The sequence below is a fragment of the Dongia sp. genome, from assembly GCF_041906375.1.
Lineage (GTDB): Bacteria > Pseudomonadota > Alphaproteobacteria > Dongiales > Dongiaceae > Dongia.
This window is the reverse complement of the sequence record NZ_JAYRJJ010000004.1, coordinates 229,733-253,280: the sequence shown is the minus strand read 5'-3', so window position 1 is coordinate 253,280 and position 23,548 is coordinate 229,733. Positions and strand designations below refer to the sequence as shown.

Below are 23,548 nucleotides of genomic sequence, written 5' to 3'. Positions count from 1 at the left end.
GATCATGGCCCGCGCGGCAAAGCCGGCGTTGAAGTCCAAGGTGGGGCCCAAGGGATTGGGCAAGACGGCGCGCGCCGAGGTGCCGCATGGCTCGACGCATGAGGATATCTATGCGCGCCTCAAGCACGCCATCATGTCGGCGCACTATGTCCCCGGCGAACGGCTGGTGGTCTCGAAACTGGAAAAGGTCTTCGGTACCAGCGCCATGCCGATTCGCGAGGCGTTACGGCGCCTGGTGACCGAGCAGGCTCTGCAGAACAATCCCAATCGCGGGGTCGAAGTGCCGCAGATGACGCCCGGTCGCCTGATGGAGCTGCGCCGCGTGCGCTGCGAGATCGAGGGCAAGGCCGCCGAATGGGCGGCGCTCACTATTAGCAAGGCGGAATTGAAGCGTCTCGAGGAGGTTCAGGCGGTCATGAACCGGGCTGCGGCATCGGGTGCCGCCGAAGGCTATCTCGACCTAAACCTCGATTTCCACTTCACCATCTACAAGGCCGCGCGCTCGCCGCTGCTGTTGCCGATCATCGAAAGTCTGTGGATGCAAGTCGGCCCTTGCCTCAATACGATGCGCGGCGAGGCGACGCTCGGACTCGGCATGGATCACCATGAGGCAATGATCGCCGCCCTGCGCAAGGGCGACGGAAGTGCCGCGCGCGAGGCGCTGCAGGAAGACATTTCGGAAGCCGCGGACATCATCCTGCGGCTGCTGCCACAGTAAGAAGAACCAGAAAGGATCAGGGGAACATGGCCAATCCGGAGAAACCCAAGCAAAGCAAAGGCCGCAAGGTCATCATCACCTGCGCCGTCACCGGCTCGGTGCACACGCCGACCATGACGCCCTATCTGCCGATCACCCCGGACGAAATCGCCAAGGAATCGATCGCGGCCGCCGAGGCCGGCGCCTCCGTCATCCATCTCCATGCGCGCGACCCCAAGGACGGGCGGCCGACGCCCAATCCGGACGTCTTCATGCAGTTCTTGCCGCGCATAAAGCAATCCTGTGACGCGGTCATCAACATCACCACCGGCGGTTCGCTCGGCATGTCGATGGATGACCGGCTGGCGGCACCCTTGCGCGCCAAGCCCGAGCTTTGCTCGCTCAACATGGGGTCGATGAATTTCGGCATCTTCCATGCCGGCGACAAGATCACCGACTGGAAATATGATTGGGAGCAGCCCTACGTCGAAAAGACCCGCGATAACGTTGTCAGCAACACCTTTGCCCAGATCGAACGGGTCATCCGTGATCTCGGACAGGGCTGCGGCACGCGCTTCGAGTGCGAATGCTACGACATCGGCCATCTCTACACCCTGGCGCATTTCCTCGACCGCAAGCTCCTCGAACCGCCGCTCTTCGTGCAGACGATCTTCGGCGTCCTCGGCGGCATCGGCCCGCATCCGGAAGACCTGGCGCATATGCGCCGCACGGCCGACCGGCTCTTCGGCACGGATTATCAATGGTCGATCCTTGCCGCCGGCCGCCATCAGATGGGCCTTGCCACCATGGGCGCCACGATGGGTGCCAATGTGCGCGTGGGGCTCGAGGACAGCATCTATCTGGGCCCGGGCCAGCTTGCCAAAAGCAATGCCGAGCAGGTGACCAAGATCCGGGCGATCCTCGAGAACCTGTCGCTGGAAATCGCCACGCCGGCCGAGGCGCGGGCCATGCTGAAGCTCAAGGGCGGCGACCAGGTCGCATTCTAGGACCAATTGCGGCCCAATAGGCGGAACAGGCATCAGGCGTGAAATTGCGTCACGCCTGATGTCGAAATTCAGGCGATTGCCGCCGGGTCCGTCGCTTTGCTACCTTCCCGGCGGATTTGATCAACCGCGCCGGTTACCATGCCCCCGATCCGCGTCAAAATGCCGGAGATGGCCCTCACTGCCGAATTGGTGGCGCGGTGCGAGAGATGCGTGCCCGACCCCGGGCCTAGAGCGGACTTCACCTATTACTCCGAAGCCGAGTTCACTGAGATGGCGCGGACCATGGTGGATGAACGCGAGGGCAACGCGTTCTGGATCTTCGCCTATGGTTCGCTCATCTGGAACCCGGGTTTCAATGCGGCCGAACATCGCCGCGGGACGGCGCATGGCTGGCACCGCCGCTTCTCGATGAAGATGGAGCGCTGGCGCGGCACACCGGAAGAGCCCGGGCTGATGCTGGCGCTCGAGCGCGGCGGGTCCTGCGACGGCATTCTCTTTCGCCTGCCGGAGGAGGCCAAGGTCGCCGAGCTCGCGCGCGTGCTGCAGCGCGAGACGGACGGGCCGGCGGATCATGTCTATCTGCGCTGGCTCAATGTCCGCGCCGGCGGCAAGGTCGTCCCGGCGCTCACCTTCTGGGCGCATCCCAAGGGCTTTCATCTGCCCGAACCGCCCTCGCCGGAACTGACCGCCCGGATGCTGGCCCGCGCCTGCGGCCATATCGGCTCCGGTGCCGCCTATCTCTACAACACGGTGGTCAAGCTCGCCGAACACGGCATCTATGACAAGAATCTGTGGCGGCTGCAGGAATTGGTGGCGCGGGAGATCGAGCGCGCGTGCTAGAGCGAGACTGAAATCGGCCGACCCTCCTCCCGACCCCCCCCCTGAAGGTGGGAGGAGATGAGAGGGAGCTCGCTTCAAACCCCTCCCACCTTCAGGGGGGAGGTCGGGAAGGGGGGCGCCAAGTGACGGCTCTACATTGTCTCCCCTCGCCACTTTCGCTAAGACTCATGCCGCACCAGCCGGAGCCGCCGCATGACTGCCCCCAACCCGCAGCCCTTTCCCTTCGTTGCCGTCAGCGGCGCGCCATATGAGCGTGGGGTGCAGTATGGCCGTGCCGTGCCGGAGCGCGTGAAGCGCAGCATTGGGCTTTACGGCGGCACGCTCGACGAACTGGGTTTCACGGCGCCGGAAAAGGCGCGCCTCATCGGTCAGTTCGCCAAGGAAATTGAGACGTTCGGCGCGCATTACCTTGAAGAGATGCGCGGCATCGCCGATGGCGCGGATGTCAGCCTCGACGATATCGTGCTCATCAATGCGCGGACCGAGATCGTGGCACAGGCGCGGCGCGAGAAGAACCGGCCGGAGGCCGAGGACGATGCGGTGGATGGCTGCACCGGCGCCGTCATCCTGCCCGAACGCAGCAGCAATGGCCGCCTGATCCATGGCCAGAACTGGGACTGGCGCGCCGAATGCGCCGACACCGCGATCGTGCTGCGCGTCACGCGTGACGATGGACCGGATTTCATGACGTTTGTGGAAGCGGGCGGCCTGGCGCGCTGCGGCATGAACGCAGCCGGCATCGCCATCACCGCGAACTACCTGGAATCGGAGCGCGACTACCGGCAGTCCGGCATTCCCTTGGTGCTCATCCGCCGCAAGGTGCTGGAACAGCGTCACTTCGCCATGGCGGTCCGCGCCGTGGCGGCAACGCCGAAGGCCTGCTCCAACAACATGATGCTGAGCACGGCGGAAGGCTTTGCCATCGATTTTGAATGCGCACCGGACGAAGTCTTCCCGATCTATCCGCAGGATGGCCTCATCGTGCATGCCAATCATTGGGTGAACCCGGTGGCACTGGCCAAGCTCAAGGATGTGGGGCTTCTCGGCGACAGCTTCTATCGCGACTGGCGCGTGCAGAAACTTCTGGGTTCCGGCAGGATTTCGCCGGACGACCTCAAGGCCGCCTTCTTCGACGATTTTGCGGCACCCTTCGCCGTCTGCCGGCCGGTGCTGCCCAATTCCGCCGGCGATCTCTCGGCGACGGTCGCCATGATCATCATGGACCCCGCGGCCGGCACGATGGATGTGGCACCGCTGCCGGCGCATTGCCGCGACTTCACGCGCTACAGCCTCAAAGATGCGCCCGTTACGTTGGCGCGAGCGGCGGAATAGGGCCATGGGAAAATCAGCACCCACAGGACCGCGCCTGCGTGTCGTCATCGAGCCTGATGTCGCCATCGGGCCCGGCAAGGCCGACCTCCTCGAAGCGATCCGCGATACCGGGTCGATTTCCGCTGCCGGCCGCAAGCTCGGCATGAGCTATCGCCGCGCCTGGCTCCTGGTCGACGAGCTTAACCAGCATCTCGGCGCCCCCGTGGTCGAAGCGCAGACCGGCGGCGCCAAGGGCGGGGGCGCGGCCCTGACACCCACCGGCGAAGAAGTGCTGAGCCGCTATCGCAATATGGAATCCGCCTGCCGCCTGGCGATTGCCGCCGACGTCACGGCCCTGCGCGCGCTCATTCGACGCAACCAGCGGCAAAAGTAATCCTAAGCATAGGCCGGAATACTCTTTATGGTCGTCTGGGTTCCTAGGCAAGATCGTCATCCTAGGCCTAAATCCGATCCGTATCCGCTGCCCACCGAACTGACGCCAAGCCCAAATCCAGCTGATTTCAATCAGGATTTCGGCATCGTTCGATGTCATTATTCCAATAGGCGATCAGCAACTGGAAGGGGTGGACACGATGCCCTCCTGGACGACGCGCGCGCTCAATGTCCGGCAGGTCGGCGATGGACCGAAGGCGGTGGTTCTGGCGCATGGCTTCGGCGCCAATCAAGGTGTTTGGTTTCCCTATCTTGAGCCGCTGTCGCGTGGCTACCGTGTGATTACATATGACCTGCCCTGTGCCGCGACGGCTGACCGCGAATTCTTCGACATGACGCGCCATCGGAAGATTGACGGCTATATCGACGACCTGATGGCCATTCTGGACGATCTGGAAATAGCCAACTGCGCATTTGTCGGTCATTCGGTGAGCGGCATGGTGGGGCTGCTTGCCAGTCTGCGCCGGCGCGATCGCTTCTCCAAGATCGTGGCGATCGGTGCGTCGGCTTGCTACCTCAACCGCGACGCCTATCAAGGGGGCTTCAGCCAGGAGGATCTCAAACAGGTCTTTCTGGCCATCGGTTCAAACTATCGCAACTGGGCGCAGGCATATGCGCCCTATGTCGTTGATCGGCCGATGCACGATTCTGCGACGACTCGATTCCTGGACGGTCTGCTGGCGATGCGCGGCGACGTCGCGCTGGCAACCGCACAAATGATCCTGCTCGCCGACTATCGCGCATTGATGAACCAGGTCGAAACCCCCTCGGCAATCCTGCAAACGCGATCCGATCCGGCGGTGCCGATGGCTGCCGCAACGTTTCTGCACGATCATATCAGGGGCAGCACGCTGGAGATGATCGATGCCAGCGGGCATATGCCGCACATGACCTCGGTCGACCTCGTCTTGCCGGCATTGCAGCGTCACCTCGACCTGGATTCATCCGGCGGCATGCCGGCCGCGACCGTTGGATAAGCGGGCGCGATCCCCGATGTCTCCCACCAGCGGGTCCGCTCTCAATGGACAGCAGGAGGCAGGACCGGCCGTGCTCGATCTGCTGATCCTTCTGTCCACCATGGCCCTCGGTCAGCTGTCGTTCAGTGTCGATATCCATCCGGACGGACTGCCCGGCATGTGGCTACCGGCGGGATTCCTGGTCGGCGTGATGTCGCGTTGGGGAATAAGGCCGGCTCTCTCCGGGTATTTCGGGCTCGTCATCGCCTCTCTCATGGCTATCTCCGATTGGTACCTGTCGCTGTCCTTCGCGTTCGGCAGCCTGCTGGCCCTCGTCGCGACCTGCCTGATCATCCGGCAATTCGGTCATGGCCTGCAGGGCATCAATTGGCACAGCGGAATCGTGCTGCTGGGCGCCAGCGGCGCAGGTGCCGCCGTCCAGGCTTCGGTACCCCTGGCGATCACCTGGCTGTCCGGTCGGCTTGTGCCGGGAGAGGCATGGGCCACGGTCAATCTTCTTTTCGCCAGCCATTTCTTTGGCGTTGTTGCGTTCGCGCCCGTCATGCTGACGGCAAATCGCCGGCATCTCATTGCAGTGGCAGCGCATCCCCTGCAGGTCATTCTCTGGCTTTGCGGCCTCTCGGCCTACGCCCTTGCCCTGTTCCAGCAAAGTGACCCCGACAGCGCCCATCTATTGATTTCGGCACAGTTGGTCCTTGCCGGGTGGCCCGCCTTGACCATGGGCCGGTTTGGCGCAGCCAGCGCCATCTGCATCGTTTCCACGCTCTCGCTCGCCGCGGCAGCACATGGCTTCGGCCCCTTCGTCGAAAATGTCGGCACGCTTGACGCGCCGGACGACACGCTGGTCTTCATCGGCTGCGTCATTTCCATCGGCTGGCTGATCTGCGGCATAGCCGAGCGGCAGCAACGCACCAATCGTGACATGCTGATGCGCGAAGACGCGCTCACACAGATTGCCGAAGCCGTCTTGGTGAGCGATCCGCGCGGCAAAATCGTCTATGGCAATGCCGGATTCGAACGGATCACCGGCTATGCCCTGTCGGAGGTCATCGACCGCACCTGCTCGTTTCTGAAGGGTGTCGGCTCTGATCCGGCAGTAATCGATGAGATCAGGTTCTCTCTGCGCAATGCCAAGCCATTTGTGGGCGAGATACTGAACTACCGCAAGGACGGCAAGCCGTTCTGGAACGAACTGAGCATAACGCTGGCGTTCGATGAGGCCGGCCATGTGAAGCGCTTTGTGGGGGTTCTGCGCGATATTTCGGCGCGGGTGGCGACGGCAAGGGAATTAGCCGATGCCCTGACGGCAGCCAGGCAAGCGCTCGAACAAAGCCGCCATGCCGAGGCCCGCTACGCATCCATTCTGGATTCCGCCATGGTGGGGATCATTTCGATCGACCGCGCCGGGCGCATCGTAACCTACAACCGCGAGGCCGAGGTCATCTTCGGCTACAGCCCGGTGGAGATGATTGGCCAGTCGCTCGACCGTCTGCTGCCGCCATCCTTTGCGCGCCAGCATCATGCATATGTCGATCGTTTTGCGACGGGTAGTTCGCGGCAGCAACGCATGTCGGATTGGCGCTCGGTCAAGGCCTTGCGCAAGGATGGCAGCGAATTTCAGATGATGGCCGTGCTGTCGAAGGTGGAGATCGCCGGGCAGCTCATCATGACGGCCATTTTTCGCGACATGACCGAAATCGTCGACAGGGAGCGTGACCTTCAGCGTCTTGCCGCCGAAAATGCCATGGAGGCGGAGAAGGCAAAGGCAGCTGATGTCGCCAAGAGTCATTTCCTGGCCAATATGAGTCACGAACTGCGGACGCCACTCAACGCCATCATCGGCTTTTCCGAACTTATGGCCCGCGAACAGCTTGGCCCGATCGAAAATGACGCCTATGTCGAGTTTGCCAAGGATATTCACAACAGCGGCCAGATACTTCTGCGCGTCATCAATGAGGTGCTGGAATTCACGCGCATCGAGGCCAACAAATACGATATGCGCATCCGCGAGGTTGACCCGGTGGATGCGATCCGCAAGGCGCTGGCCGACATGCAGGGAAAACTGGCGTCAGGGCAGCTTTCGCTCAAGCTGTCGATCGACAATCCTGTCTGCAGGGTTCTTGTGGATGAAGGGGCCCTTCGCCAGATCCTCGACCACATTCTGGCCAACGCGATCAAGTTCACCGGCAAAGGCGGTCAAATCTCCTTGTCCGTCGAGGCACACAATGCCATTGGCATGGTCGCAATCGTTGTGCGTGATACGGGGCGTGGCATTCCGGCGGATCGCCTCGATACGATCGGGCAGCCGTTTGAACAGGTGGCCAGCGCCTATTCCAGGGATGTCGGCGGCACAGGTCTCGGCCTCGCGATTTGCATATCCTTGGCCAGGACCATGAGCGGTGATATCCGCATCGACAGCGAATTCGGCAAGGGAACGGCGGTGCATCTGACCCTTCCAGATGCTGCCGCCAGCAGGCCCGGGCGGCCAGCGCTGCCGAAATCCGTGGCCAAATCAGGAAACTGACTGGCGCTTATGGGGTGCTCAGGGCTTCGGGCCCATGCTAAATTTCCAGCCATGATTGACCGACCTTTGATTCATCCCCTGGCAGAGACGGCGCTCGATTCCGTGCGCTGGGCGGCTGCCTTGCGTCCGGCCGGCGGGCTCGTGTTTTTCGACAGTGCGCTCGGCCATGAAACGCTGGGCCGATACTCTTTCGTCATGGCCGATCCGTTCCACCGCCTAGTCGCCGATGGCGCCCGCGTGACCCTGGATGGTACCGCCGTGACCGGCGATCCCTTCGCAGCCCTTGCCGATCTCATGGCGCGCTACCCGATCGAGGCCGTGCCGGAATTGCCGCCTTTCCAAGGTGGTGTCGCCGGCTCCTTCGGTTATGGCCTGCGTCATCATCTTGAGCGCGTGCCGGCGCATCGCCGCGACGATCAGGACATGCCCGATCTGCTGCTGGGCGCCTATGACCTCGTCGTCGCCATCGACCATCGGACGGGCCAAGGTTGGCTGATATCGAGCGGCTATCCCGAAACGGGGGCGGCTCGCCTTGAACGGGCAAAGCGGCGCATCAAATGGGCGCTGGAACGCTTCGCGCGGGCGCGTTCGGCGCCATCGGGTTCCGCCCCATTGGGATCCACTTGGGCCATCGCCGCGCGGCCGGAACTCAGCGGTGCCGATTACAAAGCCATGGTCCGCCGCACGATCGACTATATTGAGGCTGGCGACATCTATCAGGCCAGCATCACCCAGCGCTTCCGCGCGCGCCTGCATGCCGGCATCGACCGCCTTGACCTCTACCAGGCGCTGCGGCGGCGGAATCCCGCCACTTTCGCGGCCTTTGTCGAGTTCGGCGACATCGCCATTCTTTCTTCCTCGCCGGAGCGCTTCCTGTCCCTGCGCGAGGGCCATGTCGAGACACGGCCGATCAAGGGCACGCGCCCGCGGGGCAGGAATGCCGCCGAGGACGCTGCCCTTGCCGCCGAATTGCTGGCCTCCGAAAAGGACCGCGCGGAAAACCTGATGATCGTCGATCTGCTGCGCAACGATATCAGCCGGGTCTGCCGCATGGGCTCGGTCAAGGTGCCGGTTCTGTGGGGGCTCGAATCCTATGCGACCGTGCATCACCTCGTTTCCGTGGTGACGGGCGAGATGTTGCCGCAGAAGAACGCGGTCGATCTGCTACGTGCGACATTCCCCGGCGGTTCCGTGACCGGTGCGCCGAAAATCCGCGCCATGGAAATCATCGCCGAGCTGGAACCCACTGCGCGTGGCCCCTATTGCGGCGCCATCGGCTATCTCGGCTTCGACGGCTGCCTCGATTCCAACATCGTCATCCGGACCTATTGCGTGAAGGGCGACGATCTTTCCTTCCAGGTCGGCGGCGGCATCGTCGCCGACAGCGATCCCGCCCTGGAACTTGAGGAAAGCTTCACGAAAGCCAAGGCGCTCATTGAGACATTGGCTTCCGGGGGCGCCGCGCCGAATGAATTGGGAGGATCGGCTGCATGATCTGGATTAACGGCGCCCTGCTGCCGGCCGACAAGGCGCGGATCGATCCGCGCGATCGCGGCTTCACCCTGGGCGACGGGTTGTTCGAGACCCTGGCTGCCCTGGATGGGCAACCGCTGGACCTTGCCGCCCATCTCGAGCGTATGGCGCGGGCGTCGACCGTGCTCGATCTGCCGCTGCCGGTCGAAGCGACCGAGGTGGCGACGGCGATCGCCCAAGTGCTTGAGGCGAATGGCTTTTCAAAAGGGCGCGCCAGCTTGCGCCTGACCCTGTCGCGCGGTGTTGGCTCCCGCGGCCTGCTGCTGCCGCTCGATCCAAAGCCGGTGCTGGTGATCACGGCCGGTGCGTTTCCCCAGATCCCCCCGCATCTCGATGCCGCGACGGTGCCGATCCGGCGCAATGAGGGCTCGCCTTTGAGTCGGATCAAGTCACTGAATTATCTGGATAATGTCCTCGCCCAGCAACAGGCTCAGGGAGCCGGTGCACAGGAAGCCCTGATGCTCAACAACCAGGGACGCATCGCGGGTTTCGCGCGCGGCAATCTCTTCGCCCTCATCGGTGAAACCTGGGTGACGCCGCCGCTGGCCGACGGCGTCCTGGATGGTATTACCCGGGCGAAAATCCTGAAAAAAGCCGGAAAAGCCGGCTTCAAGGTCTCCGAAAACAGCCTGGACCGGGCCGATATCGAGCTTTTCCGGGGCCTCTTTATCAGCAACTCGCTGCTCGGCTGCGTTCCCATGGCCCGCCTGGATGGCCGCGAGATGCGGCTCGATCCCCTTCTTATCGACCAGATCAGCGGATTGTTGATCGATTGAACTTTGAAGAACCCTCTGTCTGATCGATCCCGTCGATTAGTAAAATCGCTATAACCCGGTTGAACCAGCCGCCCGCTTCCTTCATATTTTGCACATGAGAATGATTTGCAATTAGGAGGAAGTCATGCTGCGAGATCTGATGAAGACGGGTTCCTTTGCCGTGCTCCATTTCAGCATCGGCTTCGGCGTCGCCTATCTCATTTCCGGCTCGCTGCCCATCGCCTTGGGCGTGGCACTGGTCGAGCCGGCCGTGAATACGGTCGCGTTCTTTTTCCATGAGCGCGCCTGGAAGAGGGCGGAACGGGCGACCGGCCGCACAAGTGAGACGCCGCGGGTCGAGGATCACCATTCCTTTCGCAATCTCCGCACGCTGGCGCTCGCCGGCTGAGTTCGACTAGCATGCCGCCCTTGTCTTCCGAGGGGCGGCATCGATGACGGATGTGATTGCAGCGTTGCGCACGGCACTGGGTGCCGGCGCGGTGCTGACGGATAGTGGGATCGGGCCGCGCCATCGTTCCGACATGAGCATGACGGGCCGCGACCTGCCGTTGGCCGTGCTGCGCCCGCGCAACACGGCCGAGGTCGCCGCGGCCCTCAGGATCTGCAACGAATTCGCACAAAGCGTGGTACCGCAAGGCGGGCTAACGGGCCTTGCCGGCGGTGCCAACGCCAAGCCCCATGAAATCGCCCTGTCGCTCGATCTTCTCAGCGGCATTGAGGAACTGGACCGGGAGGCAGCGACCCTGACGGTGCTGGCCGGCACCCCGCTGGAGCGCGCGCAGAACGCGGCGGCGGAAGCCGGTTTTCTGCTGCCGCTCGATCTGGGAAGCCGTGGCAGCGCGCAGGTGGGCGGCAATCTTTCCACCAATGCCGGGGGCAACCGGGTCATCCGCTATGGCATGGCGCGGGCGCAAGTGCTGGGCCTGGAAGCCGTATTGGCCGACGGCACGATCCTCTCCAACCTCAACAAAATGCTGAAGAACAATGCCGGCTTCGATCTGAAGCAGCTCTTCATCGGCAGCGAGGGCACGCTCGGCATCATCACGCGCGTCGTATTCCGTTTGCGGCCCGCCCCGCGCTCCACCAACACGGCCTTCTGCGCCCTCGGTGGTTTCGATGCCGTTCTACGGCTGCTGCGCCGTGCCGAGACCGATCTCGGTGGTCCATCCGCTTTTGAAGTCATGTGGCCGGACTTCTATCGCTTCGTCAGCGGCCACAAGATGACGAATGCGCAGCCGCTCTCGGCTGACCATCCCTTCTATGTGCTGATCGAACATCAGGGTTCCGATGCCCAGAGCGATCCGGTCCGCTTCCAAGCCTTCCTGGAAGCGGCACTCGAGGGCGGGGCGCTCAGCGATGCCGTGATCGCGCAGAATGAAAAGGAAGCGCAGAGCTTCTGGCGCGTGCGCGAAGGCTATGCGCTGGATACCCTGCCCGACATCGTCAATTTCGATGTAAGCCTTGCCGTGGGGCGCATCGGCGCCTTCGCCGAAGATTGCCGCAGCCGCCTCGCGGCGCGCTGGCCCGATGGAAAATTCTTCTTCTATGGCCATATCGGCGACAGCAATCTCCATATCACCACCAGCGTCGCCTATGCTGCAGGCGAAGGCATGCATGACGTCGACAAGATCGTCTATGGCTGCGTGCGCGACTTCCACGGCTCGGTTTCGGCCGAGCACGGCATCGGCACCTTGAAGCGGGACTATCTCAGCTATTCGCGGACCCCGGAGGAAATCGCCGTCATGCGGCGGCTGAAGACGGCACTGGACCCCAAGGGGATCCTTAATCCGGGCAAGGTTATTTGAGAAATTGACGCTTATCCGCGAGGGATGTCGGCATCCTCAATTCCGCCAATGGCCACGCTGAATTTCGGCAGCAGCCGGCCCTGGTAGCCGGTGGGCTCGGCGCCGATGCGGGTGGCGCCCATGGTGGCGTAGAAGGCGGCGGCCTGCGGGTCGGAATCGATGAGGAGTTCGCGCACACCGAGACGGCGCGCGAGGTCGAGGGCCTTTTCGTAGAGCGCGCGGCCGATGCCTTTGCGCAGATGCGCGGGGTCCACGAAGAGGAGGGTGAGGTCAGCGGTTGCCGCGTCCAGTGGGTCCACTTCGACGACACCGCAGGGTTTGTCATCGCCCTCGACGGCGACCCAGACGCGCCCGCTGCCGACAGCCGCGACATTGACGCGGATCTGGTCGCGCACGCTCGCCATGAAAGCCGCGTCATAGCCCCAATGCGCTTTCGAGCAGAAGCAGAGCGCGTCAAGCACATCGCATTCGACAAGCCGAGCGGGGCGGAGGGTGAAGGCGGGGTTCATGCTGTTTGGGAGAGGAGGCTCAAATCATCTCCAGCGGCACCGCTTTCTTTGGAGGCGGGAAAGCGGCGTCGATATCAGTGAGGTCCTGGAGTGTCAGGACAATGTCGCCGGCGGCGGCATTTTCCTTGAGGCGGGCGATGTTGCTGCTCTTCGGCACGGCGAAGCTCAAGGGATTTCGCGTCACCCAGGCCAGCATGATCTGGGCCACGGTGGCACCGTGGCGCTTGGCGACGGGTTCGAGTTTCTGAAAGGCAGTGACGTCGCCTTGAGCCAGCGGGCAATAGGCCATCAGGGCGATGCGGTGTTGTGCCAGCAAGGGCCCAAGGTCATGTTCCGGGCCGCGCACACCCACATTGTAGAGAATCTGGTTGGTGATCGTCGCGTCGGCGCCGGGCAGCGCCAGCCACTCCTTCATGTCGCCGGTGTCGAGATTGCTCACCCCGAAGCTGCGGATCTTGCCCTGGGTCTGCAGCTGGCGGAGCGCGTTCAGCGTGTCGGCCAGCGGATAGCTGCCCCGCCAGTGCAGCAGGTAAAGGTCCATATGGTCGGTGCCGAGCCGCTTCAGGCTTTGTTCGCAGGCCTTGATCGTGCCGGCAAAGCTCGCATTGCTGGGCAGGACCTTGCTGACCAGATAGACCTCCTGCCGGCGGCCCTTGATGGCCTCGCCGACGACAGTTTCAGCACCGCCATTGCCGTACATCTCGGCCGTGTCGATGAGGGTGAGGCCGAGATCGATGCCGGCGCGGAGTGCCGCGATTTCCGCCTGCCGCTCCGCCGGCCGTTCGCCCATGCGCCAGGTGCCCTGGCCGATGACTGGAATTTCTCTACCGTCTTTAAGGACTATCCGCCGCATGGTCCGTTTCCCCGTAACTCTCGTATGCTCCAGGCGATTTCACCGGTTGCCCTGAAAAAGGCAGTGAAAATCCCCTTCACTCTAGCGCGGCCGATCCCACGCCGCTATCATTGCGGCATGGCAAACATCATCCTCGTCTTTCTCGTCATCTTCATGGTCCTTACCCTCGTTACGCTGCTGGTCGGCGTCTTTTCGATGGGCAAGGGCGGCGACTTCAACAAGCAGAACAGCAACAAGCTGATGCGCTTCCGTGTCCTGTTCCAGGCCGGGGCGGTCGTCTGTTTCGTGCTCTATCTGCTGGTCCGCTGAGGCGGCATGGTTCAGCTTACGCGCATCTATACCAAGGGGGGCGACAAGGGCTCGACGTCGCTGGGCTCGGGCAAGCGCGTGAAGAAGCATGACCTTCGCGTCACGGCCTATGGCACGGTCGACGAGGCCAATGCCGCGATCGGTGTCGCACGTCTCCACTGCCGAGACGCGGGTGGGGGCGACATCGACGCCATGCTAAACCGCATCCAGAACGACCTTTTCGACCTCGGGGCCGATCTCTGCCAGCCGGAAGACCCGAAAGACTATCCGCCGCTGCGCGTGGTTGAGGCGCAGGTGGAACGACTGGAACATGAAATCGACCGGCTGAATGCAGAACTGGAACCGCTCAAGAGCTTCGTCTTGTCGGGCGGCACGCCGGCCGCGGCCTATCTGCACCTGGCCCGCACCATCACCCGCCGCGCCGAGCGCGACATCACCGCGCTGATGGACCATGAGGCCGTCAACCCGGCGGGCCTGCGCTACATCAATCGGCTCTCGGACCTGCTCTTCGTCATGGCGCGCTATGTCAATGACAAGGGCCGCGCCGACGTGCTGTGGGTGCCGGGGAAGAATAGATAGGCCGTTTGAGGGGCGGGCGTGACTCGAGCCGTGCCCAAAATCTCCGCATGGATTGCCCAATGAAGCTGCACCGCAACGCTTCAAGATGCCTCATGCCACGGTTAATGCAGCTCATCTATGTGTCCCGGAAGTTATTGATTTTGCGCGATTAAGCGCAAGTCTGCCGTTTCCGGGCGAGTTCCCTGGCTACGTTGACACAAAGATGCCATGCCCCTATTTTGCGCATGCGAAATTTCTGCCTCATGGCCGCTCCACGCGGCGTTTGAGGGCAGGGGGTGTCGCGCCGGGCGCGGGTCTCGATTGTAGAGCCGTCGCGCCGCGGGCATCGACCGTTACAACCACAGTCTAACCACTGTCTCATCCGGGTCCTTGAAGATGAAAGTCCTCGTCGCTGTTAAGCGGGTGATCGACGCCAACGTGAAGGTCCGCGTCAAAGCGGACGGCACGGGTGTCGAAACCCAGAACGTCAAGATGTCCATGAATCCCTTCTGCGAAATCGCGACCGAGGAGGCCGTGCGCCTCAAGGAAGCCGGCAAGGCGACGGAAATCGTTGCTGTCTCGCTCGGCAACGCGCAATGCGCCGAAACCATCCGTACGGCGCTGGCCATGGGTGCCGATCGCGGCGTGCATGTGCAAACCGATGTCGAATTGCAGCCGCTGGCCGTGGCGAAGCTCCTCAAGGCCGTGGTCGAGAAGGAACAGCCGGGTCTCGTGATCCTCGGCAAGCAGGCGATCGACGACGATGCCAACCAGACCGGCCAGATGCTCTCGGCGCTGCTGGGCTGGCCGCAGGCAACCTTTGCTTCCAAGCTGGTCTTGAACGACAACAGCACCGCCACCGTGACGCGCGAAGTCGATGGCGGCCTCGAGACCGTCGAAGTCAAGACGCCCTTCGTCATGACCACCGATCTGCGCCTCAACGAACCGCGCTATGCATCGCTCCCCAACATCATGAAGGCGAAGAAGAAGCCCATTGATGTGCTGACCCCGGAGCAGCTCGGCGTCGACCCGGCCCCGCGCCTGAAGACCCTCAAAGTCACCGAGCCGCCGAAGCGTTCGGCCGGCATCAAGGTGCAGTCGGTCGCCGAACTGGTCGACAAGCTGAAGAACGAAGCGAAAGTCATCTGAGGATCAATCCATGAGCATTCTCGTCCTTGCCGAGCATGACAACGCGTCGCTGAAATCGGCGACCTTGCATGCCGTTACCGCTGCCCAGAAGATCGGCGGCGACATTCACATCCTGGTGGCCGGCGCCGGTGCGCAGGGTGCCGCAGACGCCGCCGCCAAAGTGGCCGGCGTTTCCAAGGTGCTGCTGGCCGACGACGCCATCTATGGCCATGCTTTGGCCGAAAACGTTGCCAAGCTGATCGTGGCCCTGGCGCCTGCCTACGGCCACATCCTCTCGGCCGCGACCGTCAACGGCAAGAACATCCTGCCGCGCGCCGCGGCCCTTCTCGACGTGCAGCAGATCTCGGAAATCTCGGCCGTCGACAGCCCGGATACCTTCACGCGCCCGACCTATGCCGGCAACGCGCTGACGACGGTGCAGTCCTCGGACAAGATCAAGGTCATCACGGTCCGTGCCACGGCGTTCGACGCCGCCGCTGAAACCGGCGGTTCGGCCGCGGTGGAGAAGGTCGCCTCCAGCGGCGATGCGGGCTTGTCCAAATTCCTCGGCCAGGAAGTGCAGAAGACGGAACGCCCCGAGCTCACCTCGGCGCGCATCGTCGTCTCGGGTGGCCGCGGCATGCAGTCGGGCGACAATTTCAAGATGCTCGAGGAAGTGGCCGACAAGCTGGGTGCCGCCGTCGGCGCCAGCCGCGCTGCTGTCGATGCGGGTTTCGTCCCCAACGATTACCAGGTCGGTCAGACCGGCAAGATCGTGGCGCCGGACCTCTATGTCGCCGTCGGCATTTCGGGTGCCATCCAGCATCTCGCCGGCATGAAGGACAGCAAAGTCATCGTCGCCATCAACAAGGACGAAGATGCGCCGATCTTCCAGGTCGCCGATTACGGCCTGGTCGCCGATCTGTTCCAGGCGGTGCCGGAACTGGCGAAAGAGCTCGGCAAGTAAGCCTTTGAACTGAAAACCGGATAAGCGGCCCGCTGATAAAACAGCGGGCCGCATCTTTCCGGGACAACGAAACGAAGAGGTCTCAACGTGACGATCGAAACAGTCGGCATCATCGGTGCAGGGCAAATGGGCAACGGCATCGCCCATGTCAGTTCGCTGGCCAAGCTCGACGTCATCCTGGTCGACAACAACCCGGCGCAGCTCACCAAGGCGCTGGAAACGATCCGCGCCAACATGAACCGCCAGGTCAAGCGCGGTCTCATCACCCAAGCCGACGAAGACGCGGCGATCGCGCGCATCAAGACGTCGAACAGCCTGCCGGACCTCAACCCGGCCGACATCGTCATCGAAGCCGCGACCGAAAAGGAAGAGGTCAAGAAGGAGATCATGCGCGCCGTGTGTCCGCATTTGAAGGCGCACACGCTGGTGGCTTCCAACACCTCCTCAATCTCGATCACGCGCCTGGCCGCTGCGACCGACCGGCCGCAGAAGTTCATCGGCATGCATTTCATGAACCCGGTGCCGCTGATGAAGCTGGTCGAGCTCATCCGGGGCCTCGCTACCGATGACGACACCTTTACCCAGGTGCGCGACCTCGCTGAAAAGCTCGGCAAGACGACGGCGACCTCGGAAGATTTCCCGGCCTTCATCGTCAACCGCATCCTGCTGCCGATGATCAACGAGGCCGTCTATACGCTTTATGAAGGTGTCGGCAATGTCGACGCCATCGACACGGCGATGCGCCTTGGCGCCAACCATCCGATGGGCCCGCTGGAACTCGCCGATTTCATCGGCCTCGACGTGTGCCTCGCTGTCATGCAGGTGCTCTATGAAGGCCTCGCCGACAGCAAGTACCGCCCCTGCCCGCTGCTGGTGAAATATGTCGAAGCCGGTTGGTACGGCAAGAAGGCCGGCCGAGGCTTCTACGATTACAGCGGCGAAACGCCGGTCCCGACGCGCTGAGCGCTTCGAGCGGACCGAGCTGAAAAAGAAGGCGCCCGATGCGGGCGCCTTTTTCTATGCCTCACCCCGCCGGCTTGGCGTCGAGGTATTTCTTGAGTTCGGCCTTCACCTTGTCCGAGGCCCAATCGGTGGCGCCGACATAGACCGAGACGACATTGCCGTCGCGATCGAGCAGATAGGTGGTGGGAAGCGCGCTGCCTTTGAGTTCCTGGAAGAGGTCGCTGGTGCGGTCGGTGTAGAGCTTCAGATTCTTGACGCCGGTCCGGCGGAAGAAGGGGGCGGCCTTTTTCACCCCATCGCGATCGAGGCTGATGGCCACGACCTTGAGCCCGGCGTCCGCGAGATCGCCCTGGAGGGTGTCGAGGGTCGGCATTTCGGCGACACAGGGGCCGCACCAGCTGGCCCAGAAATTGAGCACCACCACCTGGCCTTTGAACTGGGCCAGGGTCATTTTGGCGCCCAGGGCGTCCTGGAAATCCTCATTGGGCGTTGGCAGGGGCGGATTGAACGGGCTAAAGTCGCCCAGTTTCGGGGATGTGCCGTCGGCCAGGGCCGGTGAAAGTTGTGCCGCCCAGAGCGATAGTGCCAACAGGGAGCCCAAAAAGGCGGTCTTTTTCAATATCATGAGTGCCAAGAACCAATCTTCAGTCGCGCCGGATTCCGCCAACAGCATGTGGGGCGGCAGGTTTGCCGCCGGCCCGGCAGCGATCATGCAGCAGATTAATGCCTCCATCGGCGTCGACAAGCGCCTTTATGCCGAGGACATCCAGGGCTCGCTGGCGCATGCCGCCATGCTGGTGAAGCAGGGTATCATCACCGAGACCGACGGCGCCGCCATCGCCAAGGGCCTTCATCAGGTGAAGGCCGAGATCGAGGCCGGCAATTTCGAGTTCAAGACGGCGCTGGAGGACATTCACATGAATGTCGAGCAGCGCCTCAAGGAACTGATCGGCGAACCCGCCGGGCGGCTCCACACCGCGCGCTCGCGCAATGACCAGGTGGCGACCGATTTCAAGCTGTGGGTGCGGCGCGCCTGCGACGAGGTGACGCTGGAGACGCGCGCCCTTGTGGCGGCCCTCATCGACCGCGCCGAGGCGGAAGCGGCCACGGTGATGCCGGGTTATACGCATCTGCAACCGGCGCAGCCGGTGACCTTCGGCCATCATCTCCTCGCCTATGTCGAGATGCTGGGGCGCGATCTCGGCCGCCTGAGCGATGCACGCCGGCGCCTCAATGAGAGCCCGCTCGGCGCCGCGGCCCTTGCCGGCACCACCTTTCCGATCGACCGGCAGATGACGGCCAAGGCCCTCGGCTTCGACCGGCCGGCCGCCAATTCGCTGGACGCGGTCTCGGACCGCGATTTCGCGCTGGAATATCTGTCGGCACTCTCGATCCTCTCGGTGCATCTCTCGCGTCTCGCGGAAGAGATCGTGATCTGGATGAGCGAGGGCTTCCGTTTCATCTCCCTTTCAGACGCCTTCACCACCGGCTCCTCGATCATGCCGCAGAAGAAGAATCCGGATGCGGCGGAACTGGTGCGCGCCAAGGCCGGTGAAGTCATCGGCATGATGGTGCAGTTGCTCATCATCCTCAAAGGCCTGCCGCTCACTTATGGCAAGGACATGCAGGACGACAAGGCGCCGACCTTTGCCGCCACGGATACGGTGCTGCTGTCGCTGGCGGCGATGACCGGCATGGTGCGGGATCTCACACCCAACCGCGCGCGCATGCGCGAGGCGTGCGAACGCGGCTTCCTGACCGCCACGGATCTGGCCGATTGGCTGGTGAAGGAACTGGGCCTGCCGTTCCGCGATGCGCATCACGTCACCGGCACGCTGGTGAAGCGCGCGGAAGGCCAGGGCAAGGGATTGAGCGATCTCAGCCTTGCCGAGATGCAGGAGGTCGAGCCGCGCATCACCGATTCCGTCTATCCGGTGCTGAAGGTCGAAAATTCGGCGGCCGGCCGCAGATCCGAGGGTGGTACCGCCCCGGACAATGTGCGTGCCGCTGCCAAAGCCGCCAGGGAGCGTTTGCTATGAAGATGTCGAAACTGTCCGTGCTGACATTGGCCGCCGCGCTGGCGCTGCTTGCCGGCGTGAGTGCTTGCGGCCGCAACGGCGTGCCGGAACTGCCCAAGGAAGTCCATAAGGACCAGTATCCGACGCAATATCCGCAGACGCCCAAGCCGCAGACCGGCATCTTCAGCGGGTGAATTCCGGATACCATCCAGCGTCATCCCCGGGCGAAGACCCGGGGATCCACTGGTGCAGTTTGGAGAGTGGATGCCCGGATCCCCGCCGACGCATGTCGGCATACGCCGACAGGGCCCGGGCATGACGTTGTTAAGATGATGGAAAGATCATGAGCCATTTTCACTATCAGAACGGCGAGTTCTACGCCGAAGGTGTGCCGCTGAGCCGTATCGCGGCCGAGGTGGGGACGCCTTTCTATTGCTATTCGACGGCCAAGCTCACCGATAATTTTCGCAATTTCGATGCGGCGCTGGGCGGGCTCAACGCCAAGCTCTATTACTCGCTCAAGGCCAATTCCAACCAGGCGGTGATCAAGACCCTGGCCTCGCTCGGCGCCGGCGCCGACGTCGTTTCCGTGGGCGAGATGTACCGGGCGATCAAGGCCGGGATCAAAGCCGGCGATATTGTCTTTGCCGGCGTCGGCAAGACGCGCGCCGAGATGGCCGAGGCGTTGAAAGTCGGCATCTATCAGTTCAACGTGGAATCGCCAGGCGAACTTCGCGCCCTCAACGAGGTGGCGCTGAGCCTTGGCACGCGCGCGCCGGTCGCCTTGCGCATCAATCCGGATGTCGACGCGAAGACGCATGCCAAGATCGCCACGGGCAAGGCGGAAAACAAGTTCGGCATCGATATCGACCATGCGCCGGCGATCTATGCCGAGGCGGCCGCGCTGCCCGGTATCGAGGTCAAGGGGCTTGCCTGCCATATCGGCTCGCAGCTCATCGACATAGCACCCTTCAAGCACGCCTTTCAGAAGATGGCGGATCTGGTGAAGGCGTTGCGTCTCAAAGGGCACGCGGTCGAACGGGTTGATCTGGGCGGCGGTGTCGGCATCACCTATCGCGACGAGCAGACCATCGGTTTCTCCGACTATACGAATGCGGTGGCGGAGAATTTCGGCAATCTCGGCCTCAAACTGGAGGCCGAGCCCGGCCGCGCCATCGTCGGCAATGCCGGCATTCTGGTCGCGCGCGTCATCAATGTGAAGGAAGGGGTGAGCCGCAGCTTCGTCATCGTCGATGCGGCCATGAACGATCTCATCCGCCCGACTCTCTATGACGCCTATCACCAGATCCAGCCGGTGCGGCAGCCGGCCGACGACGCCCCGGTGGCGCGGGTCGACGTGGTGGGGCCGATCTGCGAGACGGGCGACCAGTTCGCCGAGCAGCGGCCGCTGCCGCCGCTGCAGCCCGACGATCTCGTCGTCTTCCGCGAGGCCGGGGCTTACGGCGCTGTCATGTCGTCGACCTACAACACCCGCCCTCTGGTGCCGGAGGTGCTGGTGAAAGGCGATAAGTTTGAAGTGGTTAGGCCGCGTCAAACTTATGACGCAATCATCGGTCAAGACAGAATTCCGAGCTGGCTGTAGACTGTCAGCCCACCCCCAGGAGGATTGACGGCGGAGGATTGATGGCGTCAGGCCCGGTTCTCAGGAGTGACAAGACCCCGCCGGCGCCCGCCGCATCGGCGACCGGCCTGCCATTCCGTGTCCGGGTGATGGCCCTGGCCTCATGGGTCGTGCTGCTCATCGAACAGATTTGGGCTGCACTGACGCCGCCGCTGGTGGTCTGCGCCGTGGCACTCGCCATTGCCTGGGCCGGCCTGCCGCGCCTCATTGGCGTCTGGGCCCATGTCGCACTGCTGATCCTTGCCGCCGCTGCCCTGGTCTATGCCATTTGGCGCGGCGCCCGCGGCTTCCGCCTGCCGGCTTGGCGCGAGGCGCTGCGCCGCCTGGAACGCGACAGCGGCCTGGCGCACCGGCCGCTCACCCATATCGACGACGCGCAGGTCAGCAACCTGATCGATCCGGCTGCGACCAGCCTGTGGCAGCGTCACCGGGCGCGGTTGATGGCCTCGATCGGGCAGCTCGACCTCCGCTTCCCCGACAGCGGCCTCACCGCGCGCGATCCTTATGCCCTGCGCCAGCTTGCCCTGCTGCTGGCGGTGACGGCCTTCTTCAGCGCCAACGAGGCGTGGATGCGGCGCCTCGACCAGGCCCTGGTGCCGAATTTCGCCGGCATCGAAGACAGCGACCAGATCACGGTCGAGGCCTGGATCACGCCGCCCGACTATACCGGCTTGCCGCCGATCAGCCTCAGCCTCGCGGAAGCGGGGGACGGGTCCGTCTTGAAAGTACCGATGGGCTCGCGCCTGCTGATGCAGGCGCAAGGCTTGCCGACCAGCGGCATGGGCGGACCGGCCAGCCTTGTCGCCAATGACGAGAAACTGCCTTTTGAAGCGCTCGACGCCAGCACGCAGCGTGCCGAGGTGACCCTGACCAAGGGCAACGCCATCGGTGTCCGGTCGGGCCTCTCCACCATCATCGAATGGCCGGTCGAGATGGTGCCGGACATGGCGCCCAGCGCCCAGTTCGGGGGCAATCCGGGTGTCACCGATCGCGGTGTCCTGCGCTTGGGCTACAGCGCCAGCGACGATTACGGTGTTAATGACCTGCGCCTGGTGATGAGCCGCGGCACGGAAGATTTCGAGTTCAAACTGCCGCTCGCCCAGGCCGGCATCGGCGAAGATGGGCAGCATACGGCCCAGGGCGGCAGCTTCCAGGACTTCACCGCGCATCGCTGGGCCGGCCTCGATGTCGAGCTGCGCCTGGTGGCCCGCGACGCCATGGGCCAGATCGGCGCCTCGGCACCCCTGGCACTGACCCTGCCGGAGCGGAAGTTCTATCATCCGGTGGCGCGCGCCATCATCGAATTACGCAAGCGCGTCGCCAGCGATTGGGAGTTTCATACCTCGGTCGCGCGCGAATTGATGGTGCTGAAGGCCCAGCCGGAAACCTATGAGGACCGCATCGTCGCCTTCATGGGCATGGATTTCGCCGCCCGGCGCCTGATGGCCGCCGAATTCGCCCCCTCGGACCTGCCGCCGATCCTGCAGCTGATGTGGGATACCGCGGTCGATCTCGAAGACGGCGGTACATCGCTGGCCTTGAGCGAATTCCGCCGTCTGCAGCAGGAGTTGCAGGCGGCACTCGATCGCGGCGCTTCGGATGAGGAGATCGAGCGTCTGATGAACCAGCTGCAGGAAGCGATGAACCGCTACATGCAGGATCTGCAGCAGCAATTGCAGCGGGCGCTGGAAAGCGGACAGCCCTTGCGCCAGCTCTCGCCCAACGGGCTGAAACTGTCGCAGAAGGATCTCAACCAGATGCTCAACGACGCGCGCAACATGGCGCGCTCGGGCGCGAAGGATTCCGCCAAGCAGATGCTCGAGCAGTTGCAGAAGATGATGGAGAACCTGCAGGCGGGCGTCCCCTCGACCATGAGTGCAGAAGGCCGCGCACAGCAGGAATTGAGCAGCGAGCTGGCCCGCCTGATGCAGCGCCAGCAGAAGCTGCTGGAGGAGAGCTACAATGCCCAGCGCGGCCAGCAACCGGGCGAACAAGGCATGGGCGAAGGCGAAATGGGCCAGGGGCAGGAAGGCCAGGGACAGCAGCCGGGCGAAGGACTGCCGGGCGATGGCGGCAACGGCCAGGCGGCCGGTTCCGGCGCCATGGGGCAGGAGCAGCTTCGGCGCGACCTCGGCAATCTGATGCAGCGCTTCGGCAATCTGCTGGGCGATCTGCCGCAGGGCCTTGGCGAGGCCGAGCAATATATGCGCGGCGCCGTCGACAAGCTCAACAATCAGGATTTCGGCAACGCCGCCGAGGATCAGAACAACGCGCTCAATCAGCTGCAGCAGGGCATGCAGGCGGCGCAGGAGATGATGCAGCGCCAGGCCGGCCAGATGCCCGGCCGCGGCGCGCGCTCGAAAATGGACCCGCTGGGTAGGCCGGCCAATGATGACGGACCGGGCGGCAATGCCATCGACAGTTCCAAAATCGATCTGGGCGAAGGCAAGGACCCGCAGCAAAAAGCGCGCGATATCTTCGAAGAGCTCCGCAAACGCCGCAACGACCCCAGCCGCCCCAAGCAGGAGCGCGACTATCTCGACCGGCTGCTGAAGCAGTTCTAGCTGGCGACAGCTCACTTACATTGTGATCGTCAAATGTTGTGGCCGCACCTGGCCTGCGTGAGGTGAGGAGCGTCCTTGCCATCAATTCGACGAGAAAATCCGCCTGCCCCTGAT

At 63.3% G+C, this 23,548-nt stretch carries 23 protein-coding genes; 20 read left to right on the top strand and 3 right to left on the bottom strand.

The window, feature by feature from the left end; all coding sequences use genetic code 11:
- Window positions 1-4: 4 nt before the first annotated feature.
- From ACE3OA_RS15040 to ACE3OA_RS14990, 11 genes are all read left to right on the top strand, one after another.
- Window positions 5-718 carry a GntR family transcriptional regulator gene (locus ACE3OA_RS15040; protein ID WP_374312101.1) on the top strand — a complete coding sequence of 238 codons (714 nt, stop codon included), beginning with the start codon at window positions 5-7 and terminating at the stop codon, window positions 716-718.
- Between the two features lie 26 nt (window positions 719-744).
- Window positions 745-1,704, top strand: coding sequence for a 3-keto-5-aminohexanoate cleavage protein (locus ACE3OA_RS15035; protein WP_374312099.1), 960 nt, complete (start codon window positions 745-747; stop codon window positions 1,702-1,704).
- A gap of 159 nt (window positions 1,705-1,863) precedes the next feature.
- Window positions 1,864-2,544 (top strand): gamma-glutamylcyclotransferase, encoded by a 681-nt coding sequence (locus ACE3OA_RS15030; RefSeq protein ID WP_374312097.1) that lies wholly within the window; start codon window positions 1,864-1,866, stop codon window positions 2,542-2,544.
- Between the two features lie 192 nt (window positions 2,545-2,736).
- Window positions 2,737-3,876 carry a C45 family autoproteolytic acyltransferase/hydolase gene (locus ACE3OA_RS15025; protein WP_374312095.1) on the top strand — a complete coding sequence of 380 codons (1,140 nt, stop codon included), beginning with the start codon at window positions 2,737-2,739 and terminating at the stop codon, window positions 3,874-3,876.
- A 4-nt stretch (window positions 3,877-3,880) separates the two neighbouring features.
- A complete protein-coding gene (locus tag ACE3OA_RS15020; protein WP_374312093.1) occupies window positions 3,881-4,249 on the top strand; it encodes a winged helix-turn-helix domain-containing protein in 369 nt (122 codons plus the stop codon).
- Window positions 4,250-4,448: 199 nt separating this feature from the next.
- On the top strand, window positions 4,449-5,285 hold the full coding sequence (locus ACE3OA_RS15015; RefSeq protein ID WP_374312091.1) for an alpha/beta fold hydrolase: 837 nt from the start codon (window positions 4,449-4,451) through the stop codon (window positions 5,283-5,285).
- Between the two features lie 16 nt (window positions 5,286-5,301).
- Window positions 5,302-7,809 (top strand): PAS domain S-box protein, encoded by a 2,508-nt coding sequence (locus tag ACE3OA_RS15010; protein ID WP_374312089.1) that lies wholly within the window; start codon window positions 5,302-5,304, stop codon window positions 7,807-7,809.
- 66 nt (window positions 7,810-7,875) lie between these two features.
- A complete protein-coding gene (gene pabB, locus ACE3OA_RS15005; protein ID WP_374312087.1) occupies window positions 7,876-9,303 on the top strand; it encodes an aminodeoxychorismate synthase component I in 1,428 nt (475 codons plus the stop codon).
- Window positions 9,300-10,118, top strand: coding sequence for an aminotransferase class IV (locus ACE3OA_RS15000; protein WP_374312085.1), 819 nt, complete (start codon window positions 9,300-9,302; stop codon window positions 10,116-10,118). The genes pabB and ACE3OA_RS15000 overlap by 4 nt, the downstream gene beginning before the upstream one ends.
- A 124-nt stretch (window positions 10,119-10,242) precedes the next feature.
- Window positions 10,243-10,506: a DUF2061 domain-containing protein gene (locus ACE3OA_RS14995; protein ID WP_374312083.1), complete on the top strand. Its 264-nt coding sequence runs from the start codon at window positions 10,243-10,245 to the stop codon at window positions 10,504-10,506.
- A gap of 43 nt (window positions 10,507-10,549) precedes the next feature.
- Window positions 10,550-11,923 (top strand): FAD-binding oxidoreductase, encoded by a 1,374-nt coding sequence (locus tag ACE3OA_RS14990; protein ID WP_374312081.1) that lies wholly within the window; start codon window positions 10,550-10,552, stop codon window positions 11,921-11,923.
- Window positions 11,924-11,934: 11 nt separating this feature from the next.
- On the opposite strand, the gene ACE3OA_RS14985 is transcribed toward ACE3OA_RS14990, so the two are convergent.
- Together ACE3OA_RS14985 and ACE3OA_RS14980 are read right to left on the bottom strand one after the other, a co-directional pair.
- Window positions 11,935-12,384 (bottom strand): GNAT family N-acetyltransferase, encoded by a 450-nt coding sequence (locus ACE3OA_RS14985; protein ID WP_374312079.1) that lies wholly within the window; start codon window positions 12,382-12,384, stop codon window positions 11,935-11,937.
- Between the two features lie 67 nt (window positions 12,385-12,451).
- Window positions 12,452-13,285 (bottom strand): aldo/keto reductase, encoded by an 834-nt coding sequence (locus tag ACE3OA_RS14980; RefSeq protein ID WP_374312077.1) that lies wholly within the window; start codon window positions 13,283-13,285, stop codon window positions 12,452-12,454.
- 117 nt (window positions 13,286-13,402) lie between these two features.
- Between ACE3OA_RS14980 and ACE3OA_RS14975 the strand changes: the two genes are divergently transcribed.
- From ACE3OA_RS14975 to ACE3OA_RS14955, 5 genes are all read left to right on the top strand, one after another.
- The gene (locus tag ACE3OA_RS14975) at window positions 13,403-13,594 is read left to right on the top strand and encodes a twin transmembrane helix small protein (RefSeq protein ID WP_374312075.1); all 192 of its coding nucleotides are present in this window, start codon (window positions 13,403-13,405) and stop codon (window positions 13,592-13,594) included.
- A 6-nt stretch (window positions 13,595-13,600) separates the two neighbouring features.
- The gene (locus tag ACE3OA_RS14970; protein ID WP_374312073.1) at window positions 13,601-14,173 is read left to right on the top strand and encodes a cob(I)yrinic acid a,c-diamide adenosyltransferase; all 573 of its coding nucleotides are present in this window, start codon (window positions 13,601-13,603) and stop codon (window positions 14,171-14,173) included.
- 375 nt (window positions 14,174-14,548) lie between these two features.
- On the top strand, window positions 14,549-15,301 hold the full coding sequence (locus tag ACE3OA_RS14965) for an electron transfer flavoprotein subunit beta/FixA family protein (protein WP_374312071.1): 753 nt from the start codon (window positions 14,549-14,551) through the stop codon (window positions 15,299-15,301).
- 10 nt (window positions 15,302-15,311) lie between these two features.
- Window positions 15,312-16,247 (top strand): FAD-binding protein, encoded by a 936-nt coding sequence (locus ACE3OA_RS14960; protein ID WP_374312069.1) that lies wholly within the window; start codon window positions 15,312-15,314, stop codon window positions 16,245-16,247.
- Window positions 16,248-16,334: 87 nt separating this feature from the next.
- A complete protein-coding gene (locus ACE3OA_RS14955) occupies window positions 16,335-17,210 on the top strand; it encodes a 3-hydroxybutyryl-CoA dehydrogenase (RefSeq protein WP_374312068.1) in 876 nt (291 codons plus the stop codon).
- 61 nt (window positions 17,211-17,271) lie between these two features.
- Here ACE3OA_RS14955 and ACE3OA_RS14950 read toward each other — a convergent pair whose 3' ends face one another.
- On the bottom strand, window positions 17,272-17,835 hold the full coding sequence (locus tag ACE3OA_RS14950) for a TlpA family protein disulfide reductase (RefSeq protein WP_374312317.1): 564 nt from the start codon (window positions 17,833-17,835) through the stop codon (window positions 17,272-17,274).
- Between ACE3OA_RS14950 and argH the strand changes: the two genes are divergently transcribed.
- From argH to ACE3OA_RS14930, 4 genes are all read left to right on the top strand, one after another.
- Complete coding sequence (gene argH / locus ACE3OA_RS14945; protein WP_374312066.1) at window positions 17,834-19,249, top strand: argininosuccinate lyase; 1,416 nt, start codon at window positions 17,834-17,836, stop codon at window positions 19,247-19,249. The two genes, ACE3OA_RS14950 and argH, sit on opposite strands and share 2 nt — an antisense overlap.
- Window positions 19,246-19,422: a hypothetical protein gene (locus ACE3OA_RS14940; RefSeq protein WP_374312064.1), complete on the top strand. Its 177-nt coding sequence runs from the start codon at window positions 19,246-19,248 to the stop codon at window positions 19,420-19,422. Before argH ends, ACE3OA_RS14940 begins: the two co-directional genes overlap by 4 nt.
- A 149-nt stretch (window positions 19,423-19,571) precedes the next feature.
- Entirely contained in the window at window positions 19,572-20,831 is a 1,260-nt protein-coding gene (gene lysA, locus ACE3OA_RS14935; RefSeq protein ID WP_374312062.1) for a diaminopimelate decarboxylase, read from the top strand.
- A gap of 41 nt (window positions 20,832-20,872) precedes the next feature.
- Window positions 20,873-23,434, top strand: coding sequence for a TIGR02302 family protein (locus tag ACE3OA_RS14930; RefSeq protein ID WP_374312060.1), 2,562 nt, complete (start codon window positions 20,873-20,875; stop codon window positions 23,432-23,434).
- Window positions 23,435-23,548: the final 114 nt, after the last annotated feature.